The sequence below is a fragment of the Roseomonas gilardii subsp. gilardii genome (assembly GCF_023078375.1).
GTDB classification, from domain to species: Bacteria; Pseudomonadota; Alphaproteobacteria; order Acetobacterales; family Acetobacteraceae; genus Roseomonas; species Roseomonas gilardii.
Map to the genome: position 1 here is coordinate 4,156,045 of NZ_CP095554.1, position 24,321 is coordinate 4,180,365.

Genomic DNA, 24,321 nt, shown 5'->3' on the forward strand with positions numbered 1-24,321 from the left:
GGCGGGGTGGAAAAGGGGCGGTCAGGCGCGGCCGGCGCGCTTGTAGCGGTGCGGCACGAAGGGCATGGGCGCGACCGTCGCGGCGACGGGCTTGCCGCGCACCATCAGGTCCAGCGCCGTACCGTCCGTGGCGAGGCCGGGGCGCACATAGCCCATGGCGACGGGCGCCCCGAGCGTCGGGCCGAAGCCGCCGCTGGTCACCTCGCCGACCACCTCGGCACCGGACTGGACGGGGGTATGGGCACGGGCGGGCTGGCGCCCCTCCACCGAGAAACCGACGCGCAGGCGCTTCGGCCCGTGATCCAGCTCCTCCCGCACCCGCTCGGCGCCGCGGAAGTTCCATTCGGTGCGGCGGCGCTTGCCGATGGTCCAGTTCAGCGCGGCCTCGATGGGGCTGGTGGTCTCGTCCAGGTCGTTGCCATAGAGGCAGAGCCCGGCCTCCAGCCGCAGGCTGTCGCGCGCGCCCAGCCCGGCCGGGGCGGCCCCCGCCGCGACCAGCGCCTCAGCCAGCTTCGTGGCGTTCTCCGCCGGCACGCTGATTTCGTAGCCGTCCTCGCCGCTATAGCCGGAGCGGCTGACCAGAGCGGGGCCGCCCAGCAGCGTCACCTCGGCCACGCCCATGAAGGGCAGCGCCGCCAGTTCGGGCGCCAGCCCGGACAGGATGCGCTCGGCCGCCGGCCCCTGCAGCGCCAGCAGCGCGCGCTCCGGCATCGGTGCCAGGGTGATGGAAGGCGGCAGGATGGCCCCGATCGCCGCCTCGTCCACCGCCTTGCGGGAGGCGTTGAGCACCAGGAACATCCGGTCGCCGAGATTGGTGAACATGAAGTCGTCGAGGATGCCGCCCGCCTCGGTCATCAGCACGCCATAGCGCTGCCGCCCGGGCTTCAGCCCCTGCACATCGGCGGGCGTCAGCGCCTCCAGCGCCGCCGCCGCGCCCTCGCCGCGCAGTTCCGCCTGGCCCATATGGGACACGTCGAACAGCGCCGCGCCTTCGCGGCAGGCCTTGTGCTCGGCGATGATGCCGGCGGGGTACTGCACCGGCATCATGTAGCCGGCGAAGGGCACCATGCGCGCGCCCTGGGCGCGGTGCCAGTCGGCCAAGGGGGTCTCGCGCGGGGTCTCAAGCATCGTCTCGGCGGCGTCAGCCACGCATCCTCCTTCACCGCTCAGGGCGGCGGAACGGAACGTGGCCCCCCTCTGTCCATGGACCTGAGAGATTCGGCCGGGCATGGCACCCGCGCCTTACTCCGTCGGTGCCGGAACGCCCGTTTCGGGGCAGGCCGGGCTTTCCAGAGGCCCCTTCCCCGCGCGGTCCATCGGGCCTGAGCGTTTCCGGGGGCCGGTTGCGCCTTCGGCGGAGGCCGGCCGGTTCGGCACCGGACGGCCTCGCTCTCCCGCGCGGGATCAGCGGGTACGGGCCGTTATGGCATTGCGGCATGGGCGCTGGCAACGGCGGCGAGTGGGTGGAAGGCGCTGGCCACCTCCCCGCTGCGCACGGCGGCGGGGCAGAGCATGGTCTCCGTGCGTGCCTATGAACGGCAGCGCAACGGCAGGCCGGAGCATGTCTCCGCCTATACCCGCAGCGGGCGAGCCGGACAGGGAAACACCGCTGCCACGAGCGCGCGTCGCGCCCCGGGGGCCACGGAGACACCCGAAACAGGCAGCCTTCCGAAAGATCCCGGACCACCCCGGCAGAAGAAGCCCGGGTTGAGCGGCAAGGAGGCAGATAGCGATGTTCCAAGCTCGGCAAGGGGTATCCCACGTGGGCAAAACCAGACAGCCGAGGAATACGCCACGAAGTGAATGAACGACCAGTATGGCAAAGGCAATTGGGAATGCACGGGAAAAGGGAGGCCAACCAGTAGCGAATATAGCAGAATAAAAAAATATGGCGAGCGTGCATTCATTGAATGGATGCTTGGGATTGATACCGGAGGAAATATCATATGACCGAAAAAAGCCAAAACTTCTGGATCGTCGAGCATCACGAAATGGATGCGGACGGTGATGAAACGGAAACGGACGAGATCGAAATGTCGATGAAGCTCATAGGCATCTATTCGTCCGAAGAGAAAGCGAGACAGGCGATCGGACGCATGCGTCAGCTCCCCGGCTTTCGCGACTGGCCCGGTGGCTTCCGCATTACCGAAGTGGTGGTGGACCAGGAACTCTGGCCGGAGGGTTTCAACGAGGCGGATACGGGAGAGCGGCCCAGGCCATAGCGCAGATGTTCCGCGCAAGGCCGCGATGGCCTCGCGCGGAACCGTCATCATAGGGGGCAGCCTGCGTCCCCCTGGGTCATGCCCCGCGAGACGACCGCTCCTGACAGATCCCGCAACCGGAGCGCGGAGCCTGTGCCGCCCGGGTCACCAAAGGCTGGCAGGCGCTGATCGCCCCCCGCCGCGGATAGGCGAGGCCACCGGAACACAGGCTCGCGCCCATGCACCGGTGCCCCATTGGCGCCCCCGCGTTGGCGCCCCGTCCCTCGCGCTGCCTCGTCAGGCCTGCCCCTGCCCTTCCGCCGGCTTAGGGGCGCTTCCGCTCCTCACCTTCTCCTCGATACGGGCGCCGATCTCCGGGTCGATGCTCTTCCAGTAGGCGAAGGCGCGGCCCAGCACCGGCTCGCGCACGCCGCCCAGCAGGCTGCCCGCCACCGTCTCCACCAACGCCGCGCGCTCGGCATCGCCCAGGACCTCACGGACAAGGATGCCCGGCTGGGTGAAGTCGTCATCCTCCGGATGCGGCGTATAGGCGCTGCGCACCATGGCGCCGTCGGCCTCCCAGCCATTGTCGACCGCGCCCTCCTGGTCCGACCAGGGGCGGCCGCCGCTGTTCGGGACATAGACCGGGGCCGCGCCGGTGTGGTGATAGGTCATCGGCCCGTCCATCATGTAGGTGTTGACCGGCACCTTGGCCTGGTTGACCGGAAGCTGGTGGAAGTTCGCGCCGATCCGGTTGCGCTGCGCGTCGTTATAGGCGAAGGCCCGGCCCAGCAGCATCTTGTCCGGCGACAGGCCGATGCCCGGCACGGTGTTGCCGGGCGAGAAGGCCGCCTGCTCGATCTGCGCGAAGAAATTCTCCGGATTCCGGTTCAGCGTCATCGTGCCGACCCGGATCAGCGGATAGTCCTTGTGCGACCAGGTCTTGGTCAGGTCGAACGGATTGATCCGATAGGTCCGGGCCTCGGCATAGGGCATGACCTGGACGAAGAGATCCCAGGCGGGGAAGTCGCCCCGGGCAATGGCCTCGAACAGGTCGCGGCGATGGTAGTCGGCATCGCTCCCCGCCATCGCGGCCGCTTCCGCATTGCTGAAGAACTGCATGCCCTGGCGGGTGTGGAAGTGGTACTTGACCCAGAACTTCTCGCCTTGCGCATTCACCCACATATAGGTGTGGGAGCCATAGCCGTTCATGTTGCGCCACGTCTTCGGCAGGCCCCGCACCCCCATCAGATAGGTGACCTGGTGCGCGCTTTCCGGATTCAGCGTCCAGAAGTCCCACTGCATGTGGTTGTCGCGCAGGCCGCTGTCGGGCAGCCGCTTCTGGCTGCGGATGAAGTGCGGGAACTTCATCGGATCGCGCACGAAGAAGACCGGCGTGTTGTTGCCGACGAGGTCGTAATTGCCTTCGCTGGTATAGAACTTCAGCGAGAAGCCGCGCACGTCGCGCCAGGTGTCGGGGCTGCCCTGCTCGCCCGCCACGGTCGAGAAGCGCGCCAGCATCTCGGTCTTCGCCCCCTTCTGGAACAGGGCGGCCTTGGTGTAGCGCGACACGTCCTCGGAGGTCTCGAAGACACCGAAGGCGCCCGAGCCCTTGGCATGGGGCTGGCGCTCGATCACCTTCTCCCGGTTGAAATGCGCCATCTGCTCCAGGAAATGCACGTCGTGCAGGACGACGGGGCCATCGGCGCCGATGGAAAGCGAATTGCGGTCACTGACCGCAGGGGCACCGGTCGTGGTGGTCGAAGGCGCCTTGGTGTCGAAGATCTCGTCGGACATATCGTTCTTCCTTTCTTGACCGCTCGCTCAGCCGGAAGATCCCATCGCACCGGGAGCCATGCCCGCCCCGGAAGGCCGGACGGATCCCCGGCATCGGATCAACCGCGTTCCACCCCAAGCAAGACGTGTTCGTTCATAGTGGCCCGCCTGCCCCCGGAGGACGGTTCAATCCTGCGGGAGCCCCCCGCCGGCCCCGGGGGATGGGGCGGATAGCCGGAAGCATCGGCCGGGCCCCGTGATTCTGTCCAGCCATAGATCGCAACGCTGCGTGAAGAGGCACGGAGCCCCCGTCCCGGCGCGGGCCGGCATCAGCCGGGCGCGGCAATCCGGCGTGCCGCGGCGTCTTCCAGAAGCGCCGCCAAGGCGGCATCGCCGCTGCCCTGGGCCAGGGTCAGGGCGGAATTCCCCTCCGGGTCCTGGCGCAGCGGATCGGCCCCGGCGGCGAGCAGGATCTCCGCGATCTCCCGCTGGCCGAACATGGCCGCGAACATCAGCGGCGTGCGGCCCGCTGCGTTCGGCGCATCGGGATCGGCCCCGGCGGCCAGGAGGATACGGGCGATCTCCGCCTCCCCCTTGAAGGCCACGCCGGCCAGGGCGGTGCTGCCCTTGGCATCCGGCGCATCCACCGCCGCCCCGCGGGCGAGCAGCAGTTCGGTCGCCTCCTTCTGCCCGTTGTAGGAGGCGAGCACGACCGGCGGGAAGCCGCGCGCATCCGGCCGGTTCGGGTTCGTCCCGCTGTCCAGGAAAGCGGCCAGCAGGTCCAGGCGCCCGTCACGGACGGCGCCATAGAACAGGGCCTCCAGCGCCTCGGGGTCGAGGGGCGGCGTGGGGATGGGGCGGTCGCTCATGCCCGCCCATCCTCCGGCGGAAGGCGCCCCCTCCGCAAGCACTCCCCCAATCCGCCCGCCCCTGGCCCCGGCCTCAGCGGCGCGGGCCGCGCTGGCGGTTCAGCGCCAGTTCCTCGGGCGAGAGCTGGAAGCCCAGCACCACCTGGCGCTGCGCCGCCTCCCCCGGGGTCGCGGCGGGAATGCGGATGGATATCTCCTCGCCACTGGTCTGCACCCGGTTCACATTGGCCGGGAATTCCACCGCCGCGGTGTAGTTGGCCTTGGCCAGGATGCGCGATTCATCCGCCGTGGTGACCGCCACGAAATAAGGCAGCGCCGCCGTCCGGGTCGTGGCGGCGGGCCCGCGCTCGGCCGACAGGCCCAGGCGAAGCGTCACGTCCAGGCCCTTATGGCCCGGGGCATAGTCGCACTTGGCCTGATAGCCGGTCAGCCGCGCATCCAGCACCATGGAGGGGATATCCCGCCCCGGACCGCTGAAGCGGGTGAGGTCCGCCGCATCGCCCAGCAGCGAAACCGCCGGGCAGGGCGCCGTGGCATTGGCCAAGGGATTCTTGGAATTCGTGCTGTCGCAGCCCGCGAGGCTCGCCATCGCCGCCAGCAGCAGCACCGGAACAGCCCGTACCGGAACAGCCCGTACTGGGGCGAACAGCCCGGAATGGGCCTTGCCGGAAGGGCCCGGCCGGTCCATTCCCATCCGCCGCAGTTGAAAAGCCATGCTATACTCCCCCTGTCCCAGGCGCCCGGGGATCGCTAGGTTGCGCCTGCCCCCGGCCGGGTGACCATCTCCCGGTGCCTGCCGCCACGAACTGGCACGAGAGACGCCCGACGCCAACATGCCCCACGACATGCCCGCCCACGACCCCCTCTCCCCGCCGGTCACCGACCGCCCCGCCACCGCCGCCGCCAAGCCGCCGCTGACCGTCCTCCTTGCCGGGCCACGTGGCTTCTGCGCCGGGGTGGACCGGGCCATCAAGATCGTGGAGGAGGCGCTGAACCGCCGGGGCGCCCCCGTCTATGTGCGCCATGAGATCGTGCACAACCGCTTCGTGGTGGAGCGGCTGGAGGCGCTGGGTGCCGTCTTCGTCGAGGAACTTTCCGAGATCCCCGATGACGGCCAGCCGGTGGTCTTCTCCGCCCATGGCGTGCCGAAATCCGTGCCCGCCGAGGCGCAGCGGCGCGAGATGTTCTACCTGGACGCCACCTGCCCGCTGGTGAGCAAGGTCCACCGCGAGGTGGAACGCCATTCCGCCACCGGGCGGCATATCCTGCTGATCGGCCATGCCGGGCACCCGGAGGTGGTCGGTACCATGGGCCAGCTCCCCGCGGGCTCGGTGACGCTGGTGGAGGACGCCGCCCAGGCCCGCACCGTGCAGCCGCCCGCCGGCGTGCCGCTCGCCTTCACCACCCAGACCACCCTTTCGGTGGACGACACGGTGGAGATCGTGGCGATCCTGCAGGACCGCTTCCCGGACATCTCCAGCCCGACCAAGGAAGACATCTGCTACGCCACCACCAACCGGCAGGCGGCGGTGAAGGCCATTGCCCCGCGCGCCGAGCTGATGATCGTGGTGGGGGCGCCGAACTCCTCCAACTCCGTCCGGCTGCGGGAGGTGGCGGAGCGCGCCGGCTGCGCCCGCGCCATCATGGTGCAGCGGGGCCGCGACCTCGACCCGGCCCTGGCCGACGGCGTCACCTCGGTCGGCGTGACCGCGGGCGCCTCGGCGCCGGAGGTGCTGGTGGACGAGGTGCTCGACCGGCTGCGCACGCGCTTCGACCTGAAGATCGAGGAAGTCGTGGTGGCGCGCGAGAACATCACCTTCAAACTTCCGGCCGCGCTGAAGGACTGATGGCCGTCTACACCGAAGTCACGGAGGCGGCGCTGGCCGCCTTCCTCGCCGATTACGCGATCGGCGAACCCCTTTCCCTGCGCGGCATCGCGGAGGGCGTGGAGAACAGCAACTTCCTGCTCGACACCACCCATGGCCGTTATGTCCTCACGCTCTACGAGAAGCGCGTGGACCCGGCGGAACTGCCCTGGTTCCTCGGGCTGATGCGCCACCTCGCCGAACAGGGCGTCGCCTGCCCGCAGCCCGTGCCCGGGCGCGACGGGGAGGCGCTGCGCGAGCTCGCGGGCCGTCCGGCGGCGATCTGCACCTTCCTGGAGGGCGCCTGGCCGCGCCATGTCACCCCCGCCCATTGCGCCGAGCTCGGCCGTGCCATGGCGGGCCTGCACGCGGCGGGCCGTTCCTATGCGGCGGAACGGCCGAACGCCCTGGGCCCCGCCGCCTGGGCGCCGCTGCTGGACCGTTGCCGCGATGGCGGCGACGCGGTGCAGCCCGGCCTCTGCGACGAGCTGGCGGAGCATCTGGGCCTCATCCTGCATGACTGGCCGAACCTGGCCGAGCGCGATGCCCTGCCGCGCGGACAGATCCATGCGGACCTCTTCCCGGACAACGCCTTCTTCCAGGGCGAGCACCTGACCGGGCTGATCGACTTCTACTTCGCCTGCACCGACCTGCTCGCCTATGATCTGGCGATCAGCCTGAACGCCTGGTGCTTCGACGCGGATCTCCGCTTCGTGCCGGAACGCGCGGCGGCGATGCTGACCGCCTACGAGACGCTCCGCCCCCTTACCCCGGCGGAGCGCGCCGCGCTGCCCGTGCTCTGCGCCGGGGGGGCGATGCGCTTCCTGCTGACACGGCTCTACGACTGGACCCACACGCCGCCCGGCGCGCTGGTGACGCGCAAGGACCCGCTCGAATACCTCGCGCGGCTGCGGCACTTCATAGGGCAAAAGGCCCTGCCGGGGGTCTTCGCCCATGCCGGCTGACAGCGCGGCGATGGAAGAGGTCCAGGAGGCTTCCCAGGGGGTTTCCCAGGAGGCCGAGGTCGAGATCTGGACCGATGGCGGCTGCAAGCCCAATCCCGGCCCGGGCGGCTGGGCGGCGATCCTGCGCTACAATGGCCATGAGCGGGAGCTGAGCGGCGGCGATCCGGCCACCACCAACAACCGCATGGAGCTGACCGCGGCGGCACAGGCGCTGGAGGCGCTCCGGCGCCCCTGCAAGGTCGTGCTGCACACGGACAGCGAATACGTGCGCAACGGCATCTCCCGCTGGGTGCATGGCTGGGTGCGCAACGGCTGGAAGAACGCGGCAAAGGAGCCGGTGGCGAATTACGAGCTCTGGCAGCGCCTCCTCGCCGCCGCCAAGCCGCACGCCATCGAGTGGCGCTGGGTGCGCGGCCATTCCGGCGACCCGATGAACGAACGCGCCGACGTTCTGGCCACCGAGGCGCGGAAGGCCATCTCCGGCAAGGGCTGACGCCCTCGCCGGAAAGGCCGCTTCCGCCTCAGCCGTAGCCCTTCTCCTCCCCCCGGCGGCGCTCCGCCTCGGCCTCCGAGGCCGATTTTTCAGTGACCGAGGCGCCAGCGGCCGCATCCGTGGCAGCGGCGGCCGCCCCGTCCTGCCCTTCCCCGGCCGGGTGGAAGTCGAATTCCCCCCGCCCGCTCTGCCATTGCTGCACCGTCAGCACCCGGGCGCCGCCCTCGCTGCCATGTGGGCCATGCACCACCCCGGCCGCGAAGGTCAGGAAGCCGCCAGGACCGAAGCTCTCGCCCGCCTCGGTCAGATCGCCTTCCAGCACATAATGCATCTCGGACCCGGCCGCGTGGAAATGCGCCGGGATGCTGCCGCCGGGCGGCAGGTGGACGATGGTGGTGACGACGCCCTTCTCCTGATCCTCGTTCAGGATCTGCACGCGGAACTCGCCCTCTGCGCCGGGGATCTCGAAGACGACCGGCTCGGCGGCCTCGGCCGCGAGCTTCAGGGGGATCTGTGTCATGCGGCTTCCTCCGTGGGTCGTCGGAAGCTGGCCACGGATCGCCATCGCGCCAGACCGGACGCACCTTCACGGTTGCAGGAGAAGGAGGGCCATTCAGCCCCCCGCCAGATGCTCCCGCAGGCGCGGCATCAGCTCCACGAGGTTGCAGGGCTTGTGCCGGGCATCGAGCTGGAAACGCAGGATGTCGTCCCAGCCATCCTTCACCGCTCCGGTGCTGCCCGGCAGGGCGAAGAGATAGGTGCCACCCGCCACGCCGCCGATGGCGCGGGACTGGATCGTGGAGGTGCCGATCTTGGCATAGCTCAGCATCCGGAACAGCTCGCCGAAGCCGGCGATCTCCTTCTCCAGCACGCGGGCGAGGGCCTCCGGCGTCACGTCGCGGCCGGTGATGCCCGTGCCGCCCGTGCTGATCACCACATCCACCTGCGGATCGGCGATCCAGCGGCGGAGCTGCGCCTCGATGGCATCGGCCTCGTCGCGCAGGATCTCGCGCGCCGCCAGCCGGTGCCCCGCCGCCTCGATCCGCGCCGCCAGCGTGTCGCCGGACCGGTCGCTGGCGAGGTCGCGTGTGTCGCTCACCGTCAGCACCGCGATGTTCACGGGCAGGAAGGTCAGGCTCTCGTCGATCGGCATGGCGGCCTCCTCGTCACGTCACTCTCCGGCCCCCTGCTTACAGGCTTCCGGAGATCCTTCCCATGCACGCCGCCCGAAGCGCCACCACAGCACCAGCGAGGCCAGGAAGGCGGCGAAGGCGAGAAGGGCACCGAGGCCCATGGCCCAGCCCGCGCCCAGCCCCTCGATGACCGGCACATAGGCCAGCGGCGCGACAGCGGACAGCAGCAGTCCCGGGGTGATCAGCGCCCCGGCGATCCGCCCATAGGCGCGGTGGTCGAAGAGCGCCAGCGGCAAGGCGCCGCGCGTGATGGTGGTCAGCCCGTTCGCCGCCCCGTAGAGGAGCGAGAAGAGCACCGCCACCGTGACCGAGGTGCCGCTCCACAGGGCCAGCACGAAGCCGAGGGCGAGCCCGCCCGTGGCGAACAGGTTGAGGCCCAGCGCGCCCATGCGGCTGCCCGACAGGATCTCCGCCAGCCGTGCGGCGGACTGGCCGATGCCGCGCAGCGTGGCCACCCAGACCGCGGCCGCCACCCCCAGGCCCAGCCCGGAGAGCAGCGTGATCATATGCGCCGACATGGCCGCGTTCAGCACGCCGAGGAGCAGGGTGATCGCGGCATAGAGCGCCCCGGCGAGGCGGCGCTCGCCCCCGTCCCGCGCCAGGGCCGGGGCCACGGGGGCGCCCGGCTTCCCCTGGAAGGCACCGGCGCGGCCGCTGGGGATCAGCAGGTGCAGCGGCAGGGTCAGCAGCGCCGCTCCGGCATAGGCGAGGCAGGCGCCGCGCCAGCCGAGGTGCTCCGCCAGCAGGTGGCCCAGCGGCCAGAAGACCGTGGAGGCCAGGCCGCCCAGCAGGGTGATCTGCGACATCGCCCGCCGTGCCCCCGGCCCGCCGATCCGCGCCAGGGCGGCGAAGGCCGCATCGTAGAGGGTCAGGCGCATGGCCAGCCCCAGCAGGGCCCAGGCGGCGTAATAGCCCACCACCTCCCGCGCCAGGGCCAGGCCGAGGCAGCCCAGGGCCAGGAGCACGGAGCCGAGCCCCATCACCCGGCGTCCGCCCTGCCGGTCCATCATCCGCCCGGCCAGGGGGGAGACACCCCCCATCACCAGCAGCGACAGGGCGAAGCCGCCCTGCACCCGCGCCATGCCCCAGCCGAGATCGGCGGCGATGCGCTCCCCCAGCACGCCGATCAGGTAGTAGCTGACGCCCCAGGCGATGAGCTGCGACAGGCCGAGTGCCCAGACGGTGCGCCGGGGAACGGCGGGAACCGTGGTCACGGGCGCGGCGGCGGGGCATCGGGCAGGCGCGTGCCGCCCGGCCCCAGCGCGCGCTGCCGCCGGGCGGCCATCTCCTCCAGCCCCGGTGGCACTTCCTCGAAGGAGGCGCGGCCATGCAGCATATGCCGTGCAGAGATCGCCTGGATCGCGGCGAGATCGCCATCCTGCGCGGGCCGGATGAGGAAAGGGAAAGGCGTCATGCGATGATGGTCCGAAGGAATGTGGCCGGACTCTTTCACCCTCCGGCGCCATGAGAGAAGCTTTGCCTGCTCATGCAAAGCATCAGGAAAACTTTGGAATGCGTGACCTCGGCCTCGATCAGCTTCGCAGCTTCACCGATGTGGTGGAGTTGGGCAGCTTCTCGGCCGCGGCGGAGCGGCGCGGCCTTACCCAGCCGGCGATCAGCCTGCAGATCCGGCAACTCGAACGACGCCTCGGGGTGCGGCTGATCGAACGCGTGGGCCGGCGCGCCGGGCCGACCGCCGCCGGGCTGGTGCTGCTCGCCCATGCCCGCCGCATCGGACAGGCGGTGAGCGAGGCGCTGGAGGAACTGGCGCCGCATGCCGAGGGCGTGGCCGGGCGCGTCCGCATCGGCACCGGCGCCACCGCCTGCATCTACCTGCTGCCGGATGTGCTGCGGGGGCTGCGGCAGCGCTTCCCGGCGCTGGAGATCACCGTCCGCACGGGCAACACGGCCGAGGTGCTGAAGGCGATCGAGGAGAACGCGCTGGATCTCGGCCTCGTCACCCTGCCCGCCCCCGGCCGCGCCTTCGCCGTCACCCCGGCCCTGGCGGATGAATTCCTGCTCTTCTCGCCCGCCAGCCTGCCACCGCCGCCCGCCCCGCTGACACCGGAAGCCGTCGCCGCTTTGCCGCTGGTGCTCTACGAGCCCGGCGGCCACACGCGGCGGGTGGTGGACGAATGGTTCGCCGCCGCCGGGCTTCACCCCGTGCCCAGCATGTCCCTGGGCAGTGTCGAGGCGATCAAGGAACTGGTCGGCGCCGGGCTGGGCCATGCCATCCTGCCCGGCATGGCCTGGCGCGGCAGCGATGACCCGCGCCTCTCGGCCCGCCCCCTGGTGCCGCGCCTGGAACGCCAGCTCGCCCTGGTGCTGCGCCGGGACAAGCCGCGCCATCCGGGGCTGCGGGAAATGCTGCGGGCGCTGGAGGCCTGTTTCGCCGGCCGGAAGGCGCGTCCGGATGGTTGATAGCGCCACGCCCTTGGCTCCGGCCCCGAGGGCAAGGCGCCGCCTTTCCCCCGGCCCCTTATCTGCCAGGACGCCCAAGGGTCCCATGGGGCGCCCTGGCCCCCATTCGTTGGCGCCTGCTGCGGCCGGATCGCGCCGGAGAGCATGGCTCTCCGGCGACTGCGGATGCCACCAGCGCGGACAAGGTGTTGTTTTTCTTTTCGGGAACCCCGCTGATCCACCCGCGCCAAGGGGATCAGCCTACAGACCAATGGCAGCCACCAGCGTCCACGAAAGCCCGGGGTCCGGGGGCCGGCTTCGGTCCCCCATCCTGGTCATGGGCGGAGAGGGTGTGGGAGAGGCGCCGCCTCTCCCACGGAGGGTGGCCACGAAGCGTAACGCCTCCGGCCAGCGGTCTTCAGCGTGTCGAGACCTTCCGCAGGGCGGCACCCCCGGACGGCGTGGCGCCTGCACCAGGGAAGCGCGGGAAGGCGCCTGCCGCCAGGGCGTCGAGGCTGTCCGCCGGCAGGCCGAGGCGGCTGGCATAGATCCAGGAATAGGCCAGCACGCGCTGCACATAGAGCCGCGTCTCGGGGATCGGGATGGCCTCGATGAAGAGGAAGGGGTCGTCCCGGTACTGGGTGTTGGGCTGCCAGCTCTGCAACCGCCCCGGCCCTGCATTATAGGCCGCCAGCACCCGGATCAGCCCGCCCTGCGTCGCCTCGTGCGAGGCCAGGTGCAGCAGGTAGCGCTGGCCGAGTTCGAGCCCGAAGGACGGGTCGTGCAGCCGCTGCGCCCCGGCGGCGGTGCCGAGCGAGGAATCGCCGGTGATGAAGGAGGCTGTGGCCGGCATCACCTGCATCAGCCCGCGCGCCCCGACCGGGGACACGGCACCGGCATCGAAGTTCGATTCCTGCCGCGCCATGGCATAGACCAGCGCCGGATCGACCCGGAACCCGCCAAGCGGCTTCAGGTTCGGCACCGGGAAGCGGGCGAGGTCGCGCGGCCGCCCATCCACCGTCTGCGCCAGCCCGGCGAGCTGGGCGGCGAATTCCGTCATCCCCGCCTGCGTCGCCATGGCGAGCGAGGCACGCGCCAGGGTCGGGTTGCCCTGCACCGCCGGCCAGAGACGGCGCAGCTCCTGCTCCGCCCGGCCCTTCTGCCCGATCTGCAACAGCGCGAGCGCGCGCCAGCCACCGGCGGTCTCGGCCAGGGCGGCGGCCTCGGCCTCGCCGTTCACATCCTTCTCCCAGGCGAAGTCGGTCTTCAGCCCGAGGGCACGCCGGGCCACGAGGCCGTAGAAGGTGCGCGGCTCCTGCGCCGCCTGGAGCATCCAGGAGACATAGAGCTGCGGCTGCCGCGCCCGGACGGCGGCCCGTGCCGTCCAGAAGGCGGCGGCGGAGCGCAGCACGGCGGGCGCGTCGTCGGCCCGCGCCGCGGCCTCGAAATAGGGCAGCGCCACGTCGAGACATTGCGCCCCCAGGCGGCCAGCCCGGCCACGAAGGCGGCCTGGGCATGGCTGGGGCTGCCGCGCACCGCCTGGGCGGCGATGCGGAAGGCTTCCTCGTCCTGCCCCGCCTGGAACAGCGCCAACGCCACATCGGCCTGGAGCAGCGCGGCATAGGCCGGCGTCATGCCGCGGGTGCCGCTGATCAGCCGCAGCGCCCCGTTGGCATCGCCGGCGGCGGCACGGTCGCGCACGCTGCGGTCCAGGGCCGGGTTGCGCACCACGCTCCTGGCGGCGGGCACGCTTTCCTCCGGCACGATATCGGTGGCGGAGGAAAGCGTGGCATCGGGCGGCGGCGGCGGCAGGCTGGCACCGCGCGGGCTGCGCTCCACCAGCAGGGCGTAGATCTCCGGCGCCTCCGGATGGTCCGCATGGGCGGCGAGCCATGCCTGCAGCTCGGCCGGCTCCGGGGCCGGGCCGATCTTGCGCAGCCAGCGATCCGCCAGGACATGGCCGACCAGGCGCCGGTCCTGCAGGAACTCGGTCTCCACCGCCGCGCTGGCGGCATCGCCCCGCGCCTGGAAGTCGAAGATCCGCCGCAGCCGCGTGGCATCGGAGGCGGCCAGCGGCTCCGGCAGCCCGGCGGTGGTATTGGGACGGGCCGCGGGGGCCAGGGCCAGTTCGCGGTTGCCGGGCAGCGGCGAGGAGGCAGCCGTGCGGGCCTTGCGGGAACCGCCGGCTTCCTCCCGTGCCGAGGCGGCATGGGCGGGCTTTGCGGGGAAGGCCATCGGCGTGCCGACGGCCGTGACGAAGAGCAGCAGGCCCAGATGAGCGATGCGCCAGGCGAGGCGTTGGGCGATGCGCCGGGCGGCAGGCCGGGCCTTGTGCGTGGGGCGGTGGCGGGTGCCGCCACGGGGGCGGCGGGGCGGGTCGGAAAGGTCCTTCTGGCCCAGGATCCGTCGGCAATGAACTCCCATGCGGGAGCGGTTAACGGAGGCGTGAGGTCGGTGACAACCCTCTTTCGGCGGGAAACGTCTCAACTATTGAGACGGTTTGGCGGGAATCCTTTCCCTCACAGGGCTTTTCGTCTTCACAAAATCGTTATACGAGCTTCGCCCCGCGATTCGCGAATCGAGTCGTTCCTGCTTCGCCCCACCCCTCAGAACCCCTTCGGGGTCTCGCCATCCAGCGCCCGGCGCAGCATCAGCAGGTCCTGCCAGGCCTCCCGCTTGGCCGAAGGCTGCCGCAACAGATAGGCGGGGTGCAGCGTCGCCAGGGCCGGCACCGTGCCCAGCCCCTCGATCTCCAGCCGGTGCCAGCGGCCGCGCAGGCGGGTGATGCCCTCCCGCGCGCCCAGCAGCGCCTTGGCCGCCGTGCCGCCCAGCAGGACCACATGCCGCGGGCGGGCCAGCGCGATATGGCGACGGGCGAAGGGCAGGAAGAGCGAGACCTCCGCATCCGTGGGCGTGCGGTTCCCCGGCGGCCGCCAGCAGAGGATGTTGGTGAGGTAGAAGTTGCGGCTGCGGTCGAGGCCGATGCTCGCCACCATGCGGTCCAGCAGCCGGCCGGAGACGCCGACGAAAGGCTTGCCCAGCCGGTCCTCGTCGGCACCCGGCGCCTCGCCGATCAGCATCAGCCCGCTTTCCGCCACCCCGTCGGAGAAGACGATATTGGTGGCCGTGTCGCGCAGGCTGGCGTCGAAACGCTCCATCGCCGCCTTCAGCGCCTCCAGGCTCTCCGCCCCGGCCGCCAGGTCGGCGGCGCGCAGCGCGGCCGGGGCCAGCACCTCGGCGGGGCGCGGCGGCGGGCGGCGGGCGGCGGGCGGCGCGGCCTCGCCGGGGAACAGGCCGTCGCCATCCGCCCCCCGGCCCATGGAAGGACCGGCCGGGGCGGAGCCGGGTGCAACCCGGGGAATGGCCGCCTCGGGCCGGGGCACGGTGCGGTCGAGCGGCGCCGCTTCCAGCGCCTCATCCACCCCCCAGGCCAGTTGGAGCGACAGCGCCGCCAGCAACGCCTCGCGCGAGGCATTACCGTCCTGCAAGGCATCCGCGGCGTCATCCATGGGACTGATATCGGCCCGGGACGGGGTTCCGCGCAACCGGGGGCGAGGCTACACCCTTGCCTCCGGGACAAAGAGCGGAGGGCGCGGAACCTTGGCCGAACGCGAGGCGATGGAATTCGACGTGCTGATCGTGGGTGCCGGTCCGGCCGGGCTGGCGGCGGCGATCCGGCTGAAGCAGGTGGCGCCCGACGCGACGGTCTGCGTGGTGGAGAAAGGCTCCGAGGTCGGCGCCCATATCCTGTCCGGCGCGGTGATCGAGCCGCGCGCGCTGGACGAGCTGATCCCCGACTGGCGCGACGACCCGCCGGCGCTGGCGACGCCGGCCGCCGACGACCGCTTCATGCTGCTGACCGCGAAGCGCGCCTTCAAGCTGCCGACCCCGCCGCAGATGAACAACCACGGCAACTACATCGTCAGCCTGGGCAATGTCTGCCGCTGGCTGGGTGCGAAGGCCGAGGCGCTGGGCGTCGAGATCTATCCGGGCTTCGCCGCCTCCGAGACGATCATCGAGGATGGTCAGGTGAAGGGCGTGGTGGCCGGCGTGATGGGCATCACGCGCGACGGCGAGGAAGGCCCGAACTACCAGCCGGGCATGGAGCTGCGCGCCACCTACACGCTGTTCGGGGAGGGCTGCCGTGGCTCGCTGACCCGCAAGCTGGAGGAGGTCTTCGACCTGCGCGCGGAAGCCATGCCGCAGACCTATGCGCTGGGCATCAAGGAACTCTGGGAGATCCCCAGGGAGAAGCACAGGCCGGGGCTGATCTGGCACTCGGTCGGCTGGCCGCTGCCCAAGGACACCTATGGCGGCTCCTGGCTCTATATCCTGGGGGAGAACCTGGTCTCGATCGGCTTCGTGGTCGGGCTGGACTACCCCAATCCCTGGCTGGCGCCCTTCGAGGAGTTCCAGCGCTTCAAGACCCATCCCGAGGTGCGGAAGTTCCTGGAGGGCGGCAAGCGCATCGCCTATGGCGCCCGCGCGCTGAACGAGGGCGGCTGGCAGTCCATCCCCCGGCTCGTCTTCCCCGGCGGCGTGCTGATCGGCGACGGCGCCGGCTTCCTCAACGTGCCCAAGATCAAGGGCACCCACCTCGCCATGAAGAGCGGCATGGTGGCGGCGGAAGCCGTGGCGGAGGCGCTGGCCGGCGACCGCCGCGCCGTGCTCGACGCCTACCCGCGCGGCATCCAGGAGAGCTGGATCAGCGGGGAGCTGAAGGGCGTGCGCAACATCCGCCCGGGCTTCGCCAGGCTCGGCTTCTGGGGCGGCATGGCCCATGCGGCGCTCGACACCTATGTCTTCAAGGGCAAGGCGCCCTGGACGATGAAGCACCACGCGGATCATGAGACGCTGCGCGACGCCAGCAAGTCCGAGCGCATCCGCTATCCGAAGCCGGACGGGGTGCTGAGCTTCGACCGCCTGTCCAGCGTCTTCCTGAGCAACACCAACCACGAGGAGGACCAGCCGGTCCACCTCAGGCTCAAGGACCCGTCGCGCTGGAAGGCGGTGAACTGGGACCGCTTCCGCTCCCCCGAAAGCCGCTACTGCCCCGCCGCCGTCTACGAGGCGGTCGGGCCGGAGGCGGAGCGCGAGCTGAAGGGCGAGCCGGACCCGCAGGCGGTGGAAGGCCCCGGCGGCCAGAATGCCGAGGCCGAGGCAGGCGATGCCGGCGCCCGGCTGGTGATCAACAGCCAGAACTGCGTCCACTGCAAGACCTGCGACATCAAGGACCCCACCCAGAACATCGTCTGGACCACCCCCGAGGGCGGCGGCGGGCCCAACTACATCGGCGGCATGTGACGCGCCCCGGCGGCCCCTTCCGGAAGGGGCCGCCCCGCCGTCAGCCGGGCAGTGGCAGCGGCAGCCGCTTGAACCGCTTCCAGTCCCCCGGCAGTTGCGCGATGGCGGCATCGCGCCGCGCCTCCGCCCATTGCGTCAGCGCGGCCAGGGCCGGGGCGACCTCGCTGCCCCCCTTCCCGGCCAGCCGCTCGCCCATGGCGATGGCCGTCACGGCATCATTCAGCCCGCCGAGATGCTCCTGGAGGTCCTTGCAGCCGTTCAGGTACTTCCGCAGCGGCTTCTCGGGGCAGAGGCCGCCCAGGAACTCCAGCCCGTAGCGCAGCCGCTTCAGTGCCTTGCGCAGCGCGTGCAGTTCCTCCTCCGAACGCCCGGCGATGCGCTTGCCGCGGCGGCGCACCTTGCGGTTCAGCCGGGCGAGGAGATCCGCCCCATGCTCGGAGACCGGCTGCGCCATCACCTCGCCCCCCAGCAGGGCCGGCTCCTCCGCCCAGCCCACCAGGCCGAGCACCAGCGCGCCGAGCGCCGGCCCCTGCAACTCGGCGATCATGCGGGCATGCGCCTCGGCACGGCATTCCTCGGCCAGCGGACGCAGGAGGGTGATCCAGTCCGTGCCGGCCTCGTCCTTCACAGCCTCGGCCAGGGTCTCCTCGCAGAAGACATCCCAGTCGCGGGCATGGCCCAGCACCTGCCCCAGCCGCTTCAGCTCCGCCTCGAAACGCGCCGTGGCATGGGGCTCCAGCAGCGGCTCGAAAAGCCGCAGGGCGGCCCGCGTGCGGCGCAGGGCGACGCGCATCTGGTGCACGCCCTCCATCACCCCGGCGCGGGCGACGGGCTCGTTGCCCATCAGGTGCCGCAGGGTGGAGGCCAGGATGTCGCGCATGGCCTCGGCCGTGGTCATCTCCGGCGACAGGCGCACGTCATCCGCCTTGCGGGCCACCCGCCGGGCTCCCGTGCTCAGCAGCCAGCCGCGCTCGGCCTTGCTTTCCACCGAGAGGCGCGCGCCCGGGATGGCCAGCTGGATCTCGGCGGCGAGGCGGCAGAGCGCGGCGGGGGTCCCGGCCTTCAGCTCCAGCTCCAGCTCCCGGATCGCCTCGGTCGCCTCGCCGGCGCGGATCTCGCCGATATCGAGCGCCACCTCGATCCGCGCCCCTTCCGGCATGGCCACCTCGCCGCGCGTCCGGCGCACCTCCGTCGTGAAGACGGGCTCCAGCACGGCCCCCGCCGGCAGGAGCCCGGCGGCTGGCGTTCCGGCGAGCGGCGCCATCTCGGGCCGGTCGCCGGCGATCCCGGCCTCCCACTCGCCGCGCCCGAAGGCGGTGCCGTCGCTCCCGGTCTTCAGGGTCTGGATGCGCTGCCGGCCGATGCGGCGGACGCGCAGGGCCATGCCGGCACCGAACAGGTCGCGGCCGGACGTGTCGAAATAGGTGGTGACCTGGGCCTGGGTCCTGGTGGCGATCCCATCGAAGACGGGAAGTCCGGGAAGCCGGTCCTCATGGGTGTCAGGCAGGAGAAACTTGATCTCCAACTCGCGAGCCGTGTCGTTGGTCTCTTGGGTCATCGCGGCGGAGAATGTCATGCGGGGTCAGGGCCGCCGATACTGACACAAAAATTTCAAGCCCGCGTCACAAAACCTCAACACCTTCATTTCGATCTCCCGCCCCGGCTTGCCAGGAATGGCGCCGGGGAAGCGGGAGGGCCGGGAAACCATCCCGCCCCTCCCCGCCCTCCTCAGGCGGCCACCGCCTCGGCGGGGCTGTTGCGCTTCAGCACCGCGACGGCGAGGCCGGTGATCACCGTGCCCACCACGATGGCCACGAGATAGCCCAGCGGATTGCCCACCGCACCCGGGATGCCCACCACGAAGATGCCGCCATGCGGCGCCCGCAGCGTGCAGCCGAACAGCATGGACAGCGCCCCCGTCACCGCCGATCCCGCGATCAGCGCCGGGATGACGCGCAGCGGGTCCTTGGCCGCGAAGGGAATCGCGCCCTCGCTGATGAAGGCGAGGCCGAGCACGAAGGCCGCCTTGCCGGCATCCCGCTCCTCCTGCGCGAAGCGGTTGCGGGCAATGAAGGTGGCCAGCGCGATGCCCAGCGGCGGGGTCATGCCGGCGGCCATGATCGCCGCCATCGGGGCGAAGGTGTCGCTGCCCAGCAGTCCGACGCCGAAGGCATAGGCCGCCTTGTTCACCGGCCCGCCCATGTCCACCGCCATCATGGCGCCGAGGATCAGCCCCAGCACCACGGCATTGGTGGTGCCCATGGAGCGCAGCGTCTCGGTCAGCCAGGCGAGCAGTGCCGCGATCGGCGTGCCGACCACATAGATCATCAGCATGCCAACGACGATCGAGCCGATCAGCGGGATCACCAGCACCGGTTTCAGCCCTTCCAGGCTTTCCGGAAAGGGCAGCCTGTCGCGCAGCCATTTCGCGACATAGCCGGCCAGGAACCCCGCCACGATGCCGCCGAGGAAGCCAGCGCCGACGAGGTTCGCCAGCATGCCGCCGATGAAGCCTGGCGCCAGGCCGGGCCGGTCGGCGATGGAGAAGGCGATGAAGGCCGCCAGCACCGGCACCATCAGCGCCAGGGCCGACTTCGCGCCGATGTTGAAGAAGGCCTCGGCCAGCGAGCCCGGCTCCTTGAACGCCTCGATGCCGAAGGCGAAGGAGATGGCGATGCAGAGGCCGCCCGCCGTGACCAGCGGGATCATGTAGGACACGCCGGTCATCAGGTGCTTGTAGACGCCGCGCCCGGTGCCCTTGCCCGAGGGCCTGGCCGGGCTGGGCGCCGCACCCGCCGCAGCACCCCCTTGCGGCTCGGCCACCAGGGCACGCCGGATCAGGTCCTGCCCGCCGCGCAGCGCCTCGTTGGTGCCGGTGATGACGATGCGCTTGCCATTGAAGCGGGCGGTGTCCACCCCCGTATCGGCGGCGATCACCACCGCATCGGCGGCGGCGATCTCCTCCGGCGTCAACTGGTTCTTGGCGCCGACCGAGCCCTGGGTCTCGACCCGGATCTCATGGCCCAGGGCCTTCGCCGCCTTCTCCAGCGCGGCGGCGGCCATGAAGGTATGGGCGATGCCGGTCGGGCAGGCGGTGATGCCCACCAGCTTCCTCGGACCGGAGACCGTGGCCCCCACCGCACCGGCGGAGGCACCGGCCGAGGCCCCGGCGGGCACCGTGGCGACGGGCGCCACGACCGGCGGGCGCGGCAGGCTGGCCAGCGCCGCCGCCGAGCGCAGCGCCGTTTCCGGATGGCGGATCGCCTCCACCACCGTGGTGGCGATCAGCGGCCGGCCGGCATAGCGCGCCGCCTCGGCCGTGGCATCCCCGACCAGGAGGATGGCATCCCCCTCGGCCGGCGGGTTCCCCTCGCCCGTGTCGAGCGACAGCTCGACATGGCTCCTCTCGGCGGCTTCGCGCAGCGCCTCCGCCGCCATGGCGGCATGGGGTGGGCTGGCGGCATGCCGGATCACGGCGGTCAGCCGGGTCATGCGGTTGTCCCCCTCAGGACTGGGTGGCTCGGGACAGGTTCCCGCCGTCCGGTATCGCCCGGCCGGGGGCGCCTGTCCGTTGCGCGTGGATTACAGCTTCTCGATCCGCACGGCCTCGGCAAGCCGTTCGATCGTGGAACGGTCCGGCATCCCGCCCGGGGGCGGGACACGGCGGCGGCGGCGGCGGCGGCGGTGGCGAGGCGCGCCATGGGTTCCGGCTCCAGCCCCTGGGCCAGCGCGGCGGAAAGCCCCGCCACCATGGAATCGCCCGCACCCACCGTGGTGGTCAGCGGCACCTTCGGCGGCACGGCCCAGAGCATCCCTTCCGGCAGGGCGAAGAGCGCCCCCTCCCCGCCGGCGGAGACGACGACGCGGGCGATGCCGCGCCCCCGCATCTCCGCCGCCGCGGCGAGCACCGAGGCGCGGTCGGCCAGCCTGCGGCCGAGCAGCGCGCCCAGCTCGTCCCGGTTGGGCTTGATCAGGTCCACCCCGGCCTCCAGCGCCGGACCCAGGGCCGCCCCGCTGGTGTCCAGCAGCACCAGCCGCCCGGCGGCGTGCTGCGCCCCGGCCAGCACCGCCCAGGCATCGGCGCCGAGTCCGGGCGGCAGGCTGCCGGACAGCACCACGATGGCGGGGGCCAGGGCATCGAGCCGCGCCAGCACGCCGTCCAGCGCATCCGCCGGCGCCTCGGGCCCCGGCGTGTTCACGTCGGTGACGCGCCCGTCGCCGCTTTCCACCAGCTTGACGTTGATGCGCGCCCGCCCGGGCACGCGGTGGAAGGCATCCTCCACCCCCAGCCCGGCGAGGTAGCGGGCATAGGCATCCGCATCGAGGCGCGGCATCAGCCCGGTGGCGGCGCTGCGCTGCCCCAGCACCGCATGCATGGCGGAGACGTTCACGCCCTTGCCGGCCGGGCGCATCTCCGCCCCCCGGGCACGGTTGACCTCGCCCGGCTCCAGCCGGTCGAGCGTCACGGTGAAGTCCATCGCCGGGTTCAGCGTGACCGTGGCGATCAGCTTCCCCGAGAGCGGCTTCGGGGCGGCTTCAGGCGGCATGGGCCATCTCCCGCGCCACGGGCAGGGCCCGGACCTCGGCGGCGGTGGCGCAGTTCAACGCCGTGCGCGCCAGGCGCTCCGCCTCGGTGCGGCTCAGGCCGCGGATCTGCGCCTTCAGCGCCGCGACATTGGGGATGGAGACGGACAGCTCGTCCACCCCGAGGCCCACCAGGATCGGCGCCGCCACCGGGTCCGCCGCCATGTTGCCGCAGACGCCGACCCAGCGGCCCCGCGCATGGGCGGCCTTCACCGTCATGTCGATCAGCCGCAGCACCGCCGGGTCCAGCGCGTCCGACCGCGCGCCCAGCGTCGGGTGCAGCCGGTCCACCGCCAGCGTGTACTGCGTCAGGTCATTGGTGCCGATGGAGAAGAAATCCGCCTCGGCGGCGAGCTGGTCGGCCATCACCGCGGCGGCCGGGACCTCGACCATGATGCCCACCTCGACCGGCGGCGCGATCAGGGCGCGGCGCTCCTCCTCGATGATCGCCTTCGCGGCGCGCAGGTCGGCGAGCCCGTCCACCATCGGCAGCATGATGCGGATGTCGCCATGCTTCGCCGCCCGCAGCGCGGCGCGGATCTGCGGCCGGAACAGCTCCGGGTTGGCGAGGCAGAGGCGCAGCCCCCGCAGGCCGAGGAAGGGATTGGCCTCGGCCGGGTGCCGCACGAAGCGCAGCGGCTTGTCGCCCCCCGCATCCAGCGTGCGCAGCACCACCGGCAGCCCGCCGAAGCCCTCGGCCAGCCTGCGGTAGATCTCGAACTGCTCCTCCTCGGTCGGCGGCTCCGCCCGGTCGTCGAACAGGAACTCCGAACGCACCAGCCCCGTGCCCTCGGCGCCGGCGGCCACGGCCTCCACCGCTTCCTCCGGCTTGCGGCAATTGGCCGCGACCTCCACCCGGTGCCCGTCCCGCGTCACGGCGGGGCGGAAGGCGGCGGCCCTGGCGGCGGCGGCGCGGTCGCGCCCCGTGGCGATGGCCCTCTCCGCCGCGGCGAGCTGCGCCGCGTCCGGATCGGGGCGCAGCAGCCCGCGGTCGCCATCCACGATCACCGGCGTGCCGTCCGGCAGCTCCATCACGGCGGGGCCCGCGGCGACGATGGCGGGGATGCCCAGGGCACGCGCCAGGATGGCGGTATGCGCCGTGGGCCCGCCGGCCGCCGTCACCAGCCCCACCACCCGCATCGGGTCGAGCCCGGCGGTCTCGGAGGGCGTCAGGTCCTCCGCCACCACCACCGCGCGTTCGGGCAGCGGCGGGGAGATGTCAGGATCGCCGCTGGTGCCGGTCAGGCGGCGCAGCACGCGGCGGGAGACGTCCTTCAGGTCGTTGGCGCGCTCGGCCAGCAGCGGGTCGCCCAGCGCCACCAGCGCCTCGGCGCGCGAGGCGGTCGCGCCATCCCAGGCGGCGGGGGCGGAGGCGCCCCTCGCGATGCGCATCCGCGCCTCGGCGAGCAGCTCCGGATCGTCCAGGAACTCCTCATGCGCGCCGAAGATCGCGGCATGCTTGGCGCCGACGCGCGTGGTCATGTCCGCCGCCACCTGGCGCAGCTCGGCCCGCGCCTCGGCCAGCGCGCCGTCCAGCGCCGCGCGCTCGGCGGCCGGGTCGGCGGCGGTCTCGGCATAGCCCGCGCTTTCGGAGCGGTGGCGGAAGATCACGCCGATGGCCACGCCCGGGCTGGCGGGCAGGCCGGCGATGGCGCCCTCCTCCGCCATGGGGGCCACGGCCTCCGGCGCGCGGTCGGCGGGGGCATGGTCGTCCTCGCCCTCCCCCAGCCCGGCGACGAAGCCCGCGCGCACCGCCTCCAGTGCCTCGGCGGCCTGCGGGCCACGGGCGGTGACGGTGAGCAGGGCATTCGCCCCGGCGCCGAGTTGCAGCAGGGAGATCATGCTCTTCGCATCGGCCCGGCGGTCGCCGTGGCGGATCTCGACGGCGGCGTCGTAGCGCTTGGCGATGCCGGCCAGGGCACGGGCCGGGCGGGCATGCAGCCCGGCGGCGCCCGGCGCCTGCACGCTGATGGAGAAGCCCTCGCCCGAGGCTTCCACCGAGCCGGCCGGCGGCATGATGGGGGCGGCCTCCCCACCGGCCGGCGCGGCATCGGGGTCCAGCGTGCGCAGGATCAGGCCGGGATCGCGCGTGGTGGCGAGCCGCTCGGCCAGCATGCTGTCGCCCAGCACCTCGGTCAGCCGGCGCAGCACCTCGATATGCTCGTCGCCCTGGGCGGCGATGGCCACCACCAGCCGGGCCTTGTCCTCCCCCCAGTCCACGCCCCGCGGCACCTGGAGCACGGAGATCGCGGTGCTGTGGATCAGGTGCCGGTCGTTGCGCTGGCCATGCGGGATGGCGATGCCGTCGCCGAGATAGGTCTCGGCCTCCCCCTCCCGGCGGAGCATGCTCTCCACATAGGCGGGCGCGATGGCGCCCGTTTCCACGAGGAGCTGCGCCGCTTCCCGGATGGCCTCATCCTTGGAGCCCGGATCTGCGTCGAGGCGGATACGTTCGGCGGAAAGGATCACGTGTGCTGGCGTCCCCTGGTCGAGCTGCGGCGCCAGGAGCCGGCGGGTCCTCCGGGGGGCCCGGTACCGGGGTCCGCCCATCCGCCGCCAGCCGCCCCCGTGGCCTCGCCCCCTGTCGTAAATGGCGGAATGGCGTCATGCAATTGGGGCAATGCTGTTCCGGCGATCATGGATGGCGCTTAACCCCGGTGGCGGCGCCCCT

At 71.8% G+C, this 24,321-nt stretch carries 21 protein-coding genes and 2 riboswitches; of the genes, 6 read left to right on the plus strand and 15 right to left on the minus strand.

Annotated features, from left to right (window positions below; genetic code table 11):
- Window positions 1-21: 21 nt before the first annotated feature.
- Window positions 22-1,128: a glycine cleavage system aminomethyltransferase GcvT gene (gene gcvT / locus MVG78_RS19320; RefSeq protein WP_247560539.1), complete on the minus strand. Its 1,107-nt coding sequence runs from the start codon at window positions 1,126-1,128 to the stop codon at window positions 22-24.
- A gap of 66 nt (window positions 1,129-1,194) precedes the next feature.
- Window positions 1,195-1,296: riboswitch (glycine riboswitch) on the minus strand.
- Between the two features lie 3 nt (window positions 1,297-1,299).
- A riboswitch (glycine riboswitch) is annotated at window positions 1,300-1,407 on the minus strand.
- Between the two features lie 539 nt (window positions 1,408-1,946).
- Between gcvT and MVG78_RS19325 the strand changes: the two genes are divergently transcribed.
- The gene (locus tag MVG78_RS19325; RefSeq protein ID WP_247556075.1) at window positions 1,947-2,222 is read left to right on the plus strand and encodes a DUF7336 domain-containing protein; all 276 of its coding nucleotides are present in this window, start codon (window positions 1,947-1,949) and stop codon (window positions 2,220-2,222) included.
- Between the two features lie 276 nt (window positions 2,223-2,498).
- On the opposite strand, the gene MVG78_RS19330 is transcribed toward MVG78_RS19325, so the two are convergent.
- From MVG78_RS19330 to MVG78_RS19340, 3 genes are all read right to left on the minus strand, one after another.
- Complete coding sequence (locus MVG78_RS19330) at window positions 2,499-3,998, minus strand: catalase (RefSeq protein WP_247556078.1); 1,500 nt, start codon at window positions 3,996-3,998, stop codon at window positions 2,499-2,501.
- A 308-nt stretch (window positions 3,999-4,306) separates the two neighbouring features.
- A complete protein-coding gene (locus tag MVG78_RS19335) occupies window positions 4,307-4,846 on the minus strand; it encodes an ankyrin repeat domain-containing protein (protein ID WP_247556081.1) in 540 nt (179 codons plus the stop codon).
- 73 nt (window positions 4,847-4,919) lie between these two features.
- Window positions 4,920-5,453, minus strand: coding sequence for a hypothetical protein (locus MVG78_RS19340; protein ID WP_247556083.1), 534 nt, complete (start codon window positions 5,451-5,453; stop codon window positions 4,920-4,922).
- Between the two features lie 238 nt (window positions 5,454-5,691).
- Between MVG78_RS19340 and ispH the strand changes: the two genes are divergently transcribed.
- From ispH to rnhA, 3 genes are read left to right on the plus strand one after another with little or no spacing between them, the layout of a single operon-like run.
- A complete protein-coding gene (gene ispH, locus MVG78_RS19345; protein WP_247556101.1) occupies window positions 5,692-6,693 on the plus strand; it encodes a 4-hydroxy-3-methylbut-2-enyl diphosphate reductase in 1,002 nt (333 codons plus the stop codon).
- Complete coding sequence (locus tag MVG78_RS19350; protein ID WP_247556118.1) at window positions 6,693-7,676, plus strand: homoserine kinase; 984 nt, start codon at window positions 6,693-6,695, stop codon at window positions 7,674-7,676. The genes ispH and MVG78_RS19350 overlap by 1 nt, the downstream gene beginning before the upstream one ends.
- Window positions 7,677-7,686: 10 nt before the next feature.
- On the plus strand, window positions 7,687-8,169 hold the full coding sequence (gene rnhA, locus MVG78_RS19355; RefSeq protein WP_247560541.1) for a ribonuclease HI: 483 nt from the start codon (window positions 7,687-7,689) through the stop codon (window positions 8,167-8,169).
- Between the two features lie 28 nt (window positions 8,170-8,197).
- Here rnhA and MVG78_RS19360 read toward each other — a convergent pair whose 3' ends face one another.
- The 4 genes from MVG78_RS19360 to MVG78_RS19375 all read right to left on the minus strand — a co-directional run bounded on the left by MVG78_RS19360 (window position 8,198) and on the right by MVG78_RS19375 (window position 10,776).
- A complete protein-coding gene (locus MVG78_RS19360; RefSeq protein ID WP_247556121.1) occupies window positions 8,198-8,689 on the minus strand; it encodes a cupin domain-containing protein in 492 nt (163 codons plus the stop codon).
- A gap of 93 nt (window positions 8,690-8,782) precedes the next feature.
- The gene (gene moaB / locus MVG78_RS19365; protein WP_247556143.1) at window positions 8,783-9,322 is read right to left on the minus strand and encodes a molybdenum cofactor biosynthesis protein B; all 540 of its coding nucleotides are present in this window, start codon (window positions 9,320-9,322) and stop codon (window positions 8,783-8,785) included.
- 18 nt (window positions 9,323-9,340) lie between these two features.
- The gene (locus MVG78_RS19370; RefSeq protein WP_247556146.1) at window positions 9,341-10,576 is read right to left on the minus strand and encodes an MFS transporter; all 1,236 of its coding nucleotides are present in this window, start codon (window positions 10,574-10,576) and stop codon (window positions 9,341-9,343) included.
- Window positions 10,573-10,776 (minus strand): GNAT family N-acetyltransferase, encoded by a 204-nt coding sequence (locus tag MVG78_RS19375; protein ID WP_247556149.1) that lies wholly within the window; start codon window positions 10,774-10,776, stop codon window positions 10,573-10,575. The genes MVG78_RS19370 and MVG78_RS19375 overlap by 4 nt, the downstream gene beginning before the upstream one ends.
- A 98-nt stretch (window positions 10,777-10,874) precedes the next feature.
- Here MVG78_RS19375 and MVG78_RS19380 point away from each other — a divergent pair, with 98 nt between their 5' ends.
- On the plus strand, window positions 10,875-11,783 hold the full coding sequence (locus tag MVG78_RS19380) for a LysR family transcriptional regulator (protein ID WP_247556152.1): 909 nt from the start codon (window positions 10,875-10,877) through the stop codon (window positions 11,781-11,783).
- A 397-nt stretch (window positions 11,784-12,180) separates the two neighbouring features.
- Here MVG78_RS19380 and MVG78_RS21835 read toward each other — a convergent pair whose 3' ends face one another.
- The 3 genes from MVG78_RS21835 to MVG78_RS19395 form a co-directional block, all read right to left on the minus strand.
- Window positions 12,181-13,095: a lytic transglycosylase domain-containing protein gene (locus MVG78_RS21835; RefSeq protein WP_345892892.1), complete on the minus strand. Its 915-nt coding sequence runs from the start codon at window positions 13,093-13,095 to the stop codon at window positions 12,181-12,183.
- A complete protein-coding gene (locus tag MVG78_RS19390) occupies window positions 13,029-13,997 on the minus strand; it encodes a hypothetical protein (RefSeq protein WP_247556155.1) in 969 nt (322 codons plus the stop codon). The genes MVG78_RS21835 and MVG78_RS19390 overlap by 67 nt, the downstream gene beginning before the upstream one ends.
- 371 nt (window positions 13,998-14,368) lie before the next feature.
- Complete coding sequence (locus MVG78_RS19395; RefSeq protein WP_247556158.1) at window positions 14,369-15,271, minus strand: uracil-DNA glycosylase; 903 nt, start codon at window positions 15,269-15,271, stop codon at window positions 14,369-14,371.
- Between the two features lie 109 nt (window positions 15,272-15,380).
- Between MVG78_RS19395 and MVG78_RS19400 the strand changes: the two genes are divergently transcribed.
- Window positions 15,381-17,066: an electron transfer flavoprotein-ubiquinone oxidoreductase gene (locus tag MVG78_RS19400; protein ID WP_247560545.1), complete on the plus strand. Its 1,686-nt coding sequence runs from the start codon at window positions 15,381-15,383 to the stop codon at window positions 17,064-17,066.
- A 40-nt stretch (window positions 17,067-17,106) separates the two neighbouring features.
- Here MVG78_RS19400 and MVG78_RS19405 read toward each other — a convergent pair whose 3' ends face one another.
- The 4 genes from MVG78_RS19405 to ptsP form a co-directional block, all read right to left on the minus strand.
- Window positions 17,107-18,624 (minus strand): CYTH and CHAD domain-containing protein, encoded by a 1,518-nt coding sequence (locus MVG78_RS19405; RefSeq protein ID WP_247556176.1) that lies wholly within the window; start codon window positions 18,622-18,624, stop codon window positions 17,107-17,109.
- A gap of 170 nt (window positions 18,625-18,794) precedes the next feature.
- The gene (locus MVG78_RS19410) at window positions 18,795-20,558 is read right to left on the minus strand and encodes a fructose-specific PTS transporter subunit EIIC (RefSeq protein WP_247556186.1); all 1,764 of its coding nucleotides are present in this window, start codon (window positions 20,556-20,558) and stop codon (window positions 18,795-18,797) included.
- Window positions 20,555-21,613 (minus strand): 1-phosphofructokinase family hexose kinase, encoded by a 1,059-nt coding sequence (locus MVG78_RS19415; RefSeq protein WP_247556188.1) that lies wholly within the window; start codon window positions 21,611-21,613, stop codon window positions 20,555-20,557. The genes MVG78_RS19410 and MVG78_RS19415 overlap by 4 nt, the downstream gene beginning before the upstream one ends.
- A complete protein-coding gene (ptsP, locus tag MVG78_RS19420; RefSeq protein WP_247556201.1) occupies window positions 21,603-24,119 on the minus strand; it encodes a phosphoenolpyruvate--protein phosphotransferase in 2,517 nt (838 codons plus the stop codon). Before ptsP ends, MVG78_RS19415 begins: the two co-directional genes overlap by 11 nt.
- Window positions 24,120-24,321: the final 202 nt, after the last annotated feature.

Excerpts from the sequence above, each read along its gene's own strand:
- gcvT (WP_247560539.1), bottom strand. The coding sequence starts at position 1,128 with ATGCTTGAGACCCCGCGCGAGACCCCCTTGGCCGACTGGCACCGCGCC.
- MVG78_RS19325 (WP_247556075.1), top strand. The coding sequence starts at position 1,947 with ATGACCGAAAAAAGCCAAAACTTCTGGATCGTCGAGCATCACGAAATG.
- MVG78_RS19330 (WP_247556078.1), bottom strand. The coding sequence starts at position 3,998 with ATGTCCGACGAGATCTTCGACACCAAGGCGCCTTCGACCACCACGACC.
- MVG78_RS19335 (WP_247556081.1), bottom strand. The coding sequence starts at position 4,846 with ATGAGCGACCGCCCCATCCCCACGCCGCCCCTCGACCCCGAGGCGCTG.
- ispH (WP_247556101.1), top strand. The coding sequence starts at position 5,692 with ATGCCCGCCCACGACCCCCTCTCCCCGCCGGTCACCGACCGCCCCGCC.
- MVG78_RS19350 (WP_247556118.1), top strand. The coding sequence starts at position 6,693 with ATGGCCGTCTACACCGAAGTCACGGAGGCGGCGCTGGCCGCCTTCCTC.
- rnhA (WP_247560541.1), top strand. The coding sequence starts at position 7,687 with ATGGAAGAGGTCCAGGAGGCTTCCCAGGGGGTTTCCCAGGAGGCCGAG.
- MVG78_RS19360 (WP_247556121.1), bottom strand. The coding sequence starts at position 8,689 with ATGACACAGATCCCCCTGAAGCTCGCGGCCGAGGCCGCCGAGCCGGTC.
- moaB (WP_247556143.1), bottom strand. The coding sequence starts at position 9,322 with ATGCCGATCGACGAGAGCCTGACCTTCCTGCCCGTGAACATCGCGGTG.
- MVG78_RS19375 (WP_247556149.1), bottom strand. The coding sequence starts at position 10,776 with ATGACGCCTTTCCCTTTCCTCATCCGGCCCGCGCAGGATGGCGATCTC.
- MVG78_RS19380 (WP_247556152.1), top strand. The coding sequence starts at position 10,875 with ATGCGTGACCTCGGCCTCGATCAGCTTCGCAGCTTCACCGATGTGGTG.
- MVG78_RS21835 (WP_345892892.1), bottom strand. The coding sequence starts at position 13,095 with ATGCTCCAGGCGGCGCAGGAGCCGCGCACCTTCTACGGCCTCGTGGCC.
- MVG78_RS19390 (WP_247556155.1), bottom strand. The coding sequence starts at position 13,997 with ATGGCCTTCCCCGCAAAGCCCGCCCATGCCGCCTCGGCACGGGAGGAA.
- MVG78_RS19395 (WP_247556158.1), bottom strand. The coding sequence starts at position 15,271 with ATGGATGACGCCGCGGATGCCTTGCAGGACGGTAATGCCTCGCGCGAG.
- MVG78_RS19400 (WP_247560545.1), top strand. The coding sequence starts at position 15,381 with ATGGAATTCGACGTGCTGATCGTGGGTGCCGGTCCGGCCGGGCTGGCG.
- MVG78_RS19405 (WP_247556176.1), bottom strand. The coding sequence starts at position 18,624 with ATGACCCAAGAGACCAACGACACGGCTCGCGAGTTGGAGATCAAGTTT.
- MVG78_RS19410 (WP_247556186.1), bottom strand. The coding sequence starts at position 20,558 with ATGACCCGGCTGACCGCCGTGATCCGGCATGCCGCCAGCCCACCCCAT.
- MVG78_RS19415 (WP_247556188.1), bottom strand. The coding sequence starts at position 21,613 with ATGCCGCCTGAAGCCGCCCCGAAGCCGCTCTCGGGGAAGCTGATCGCC.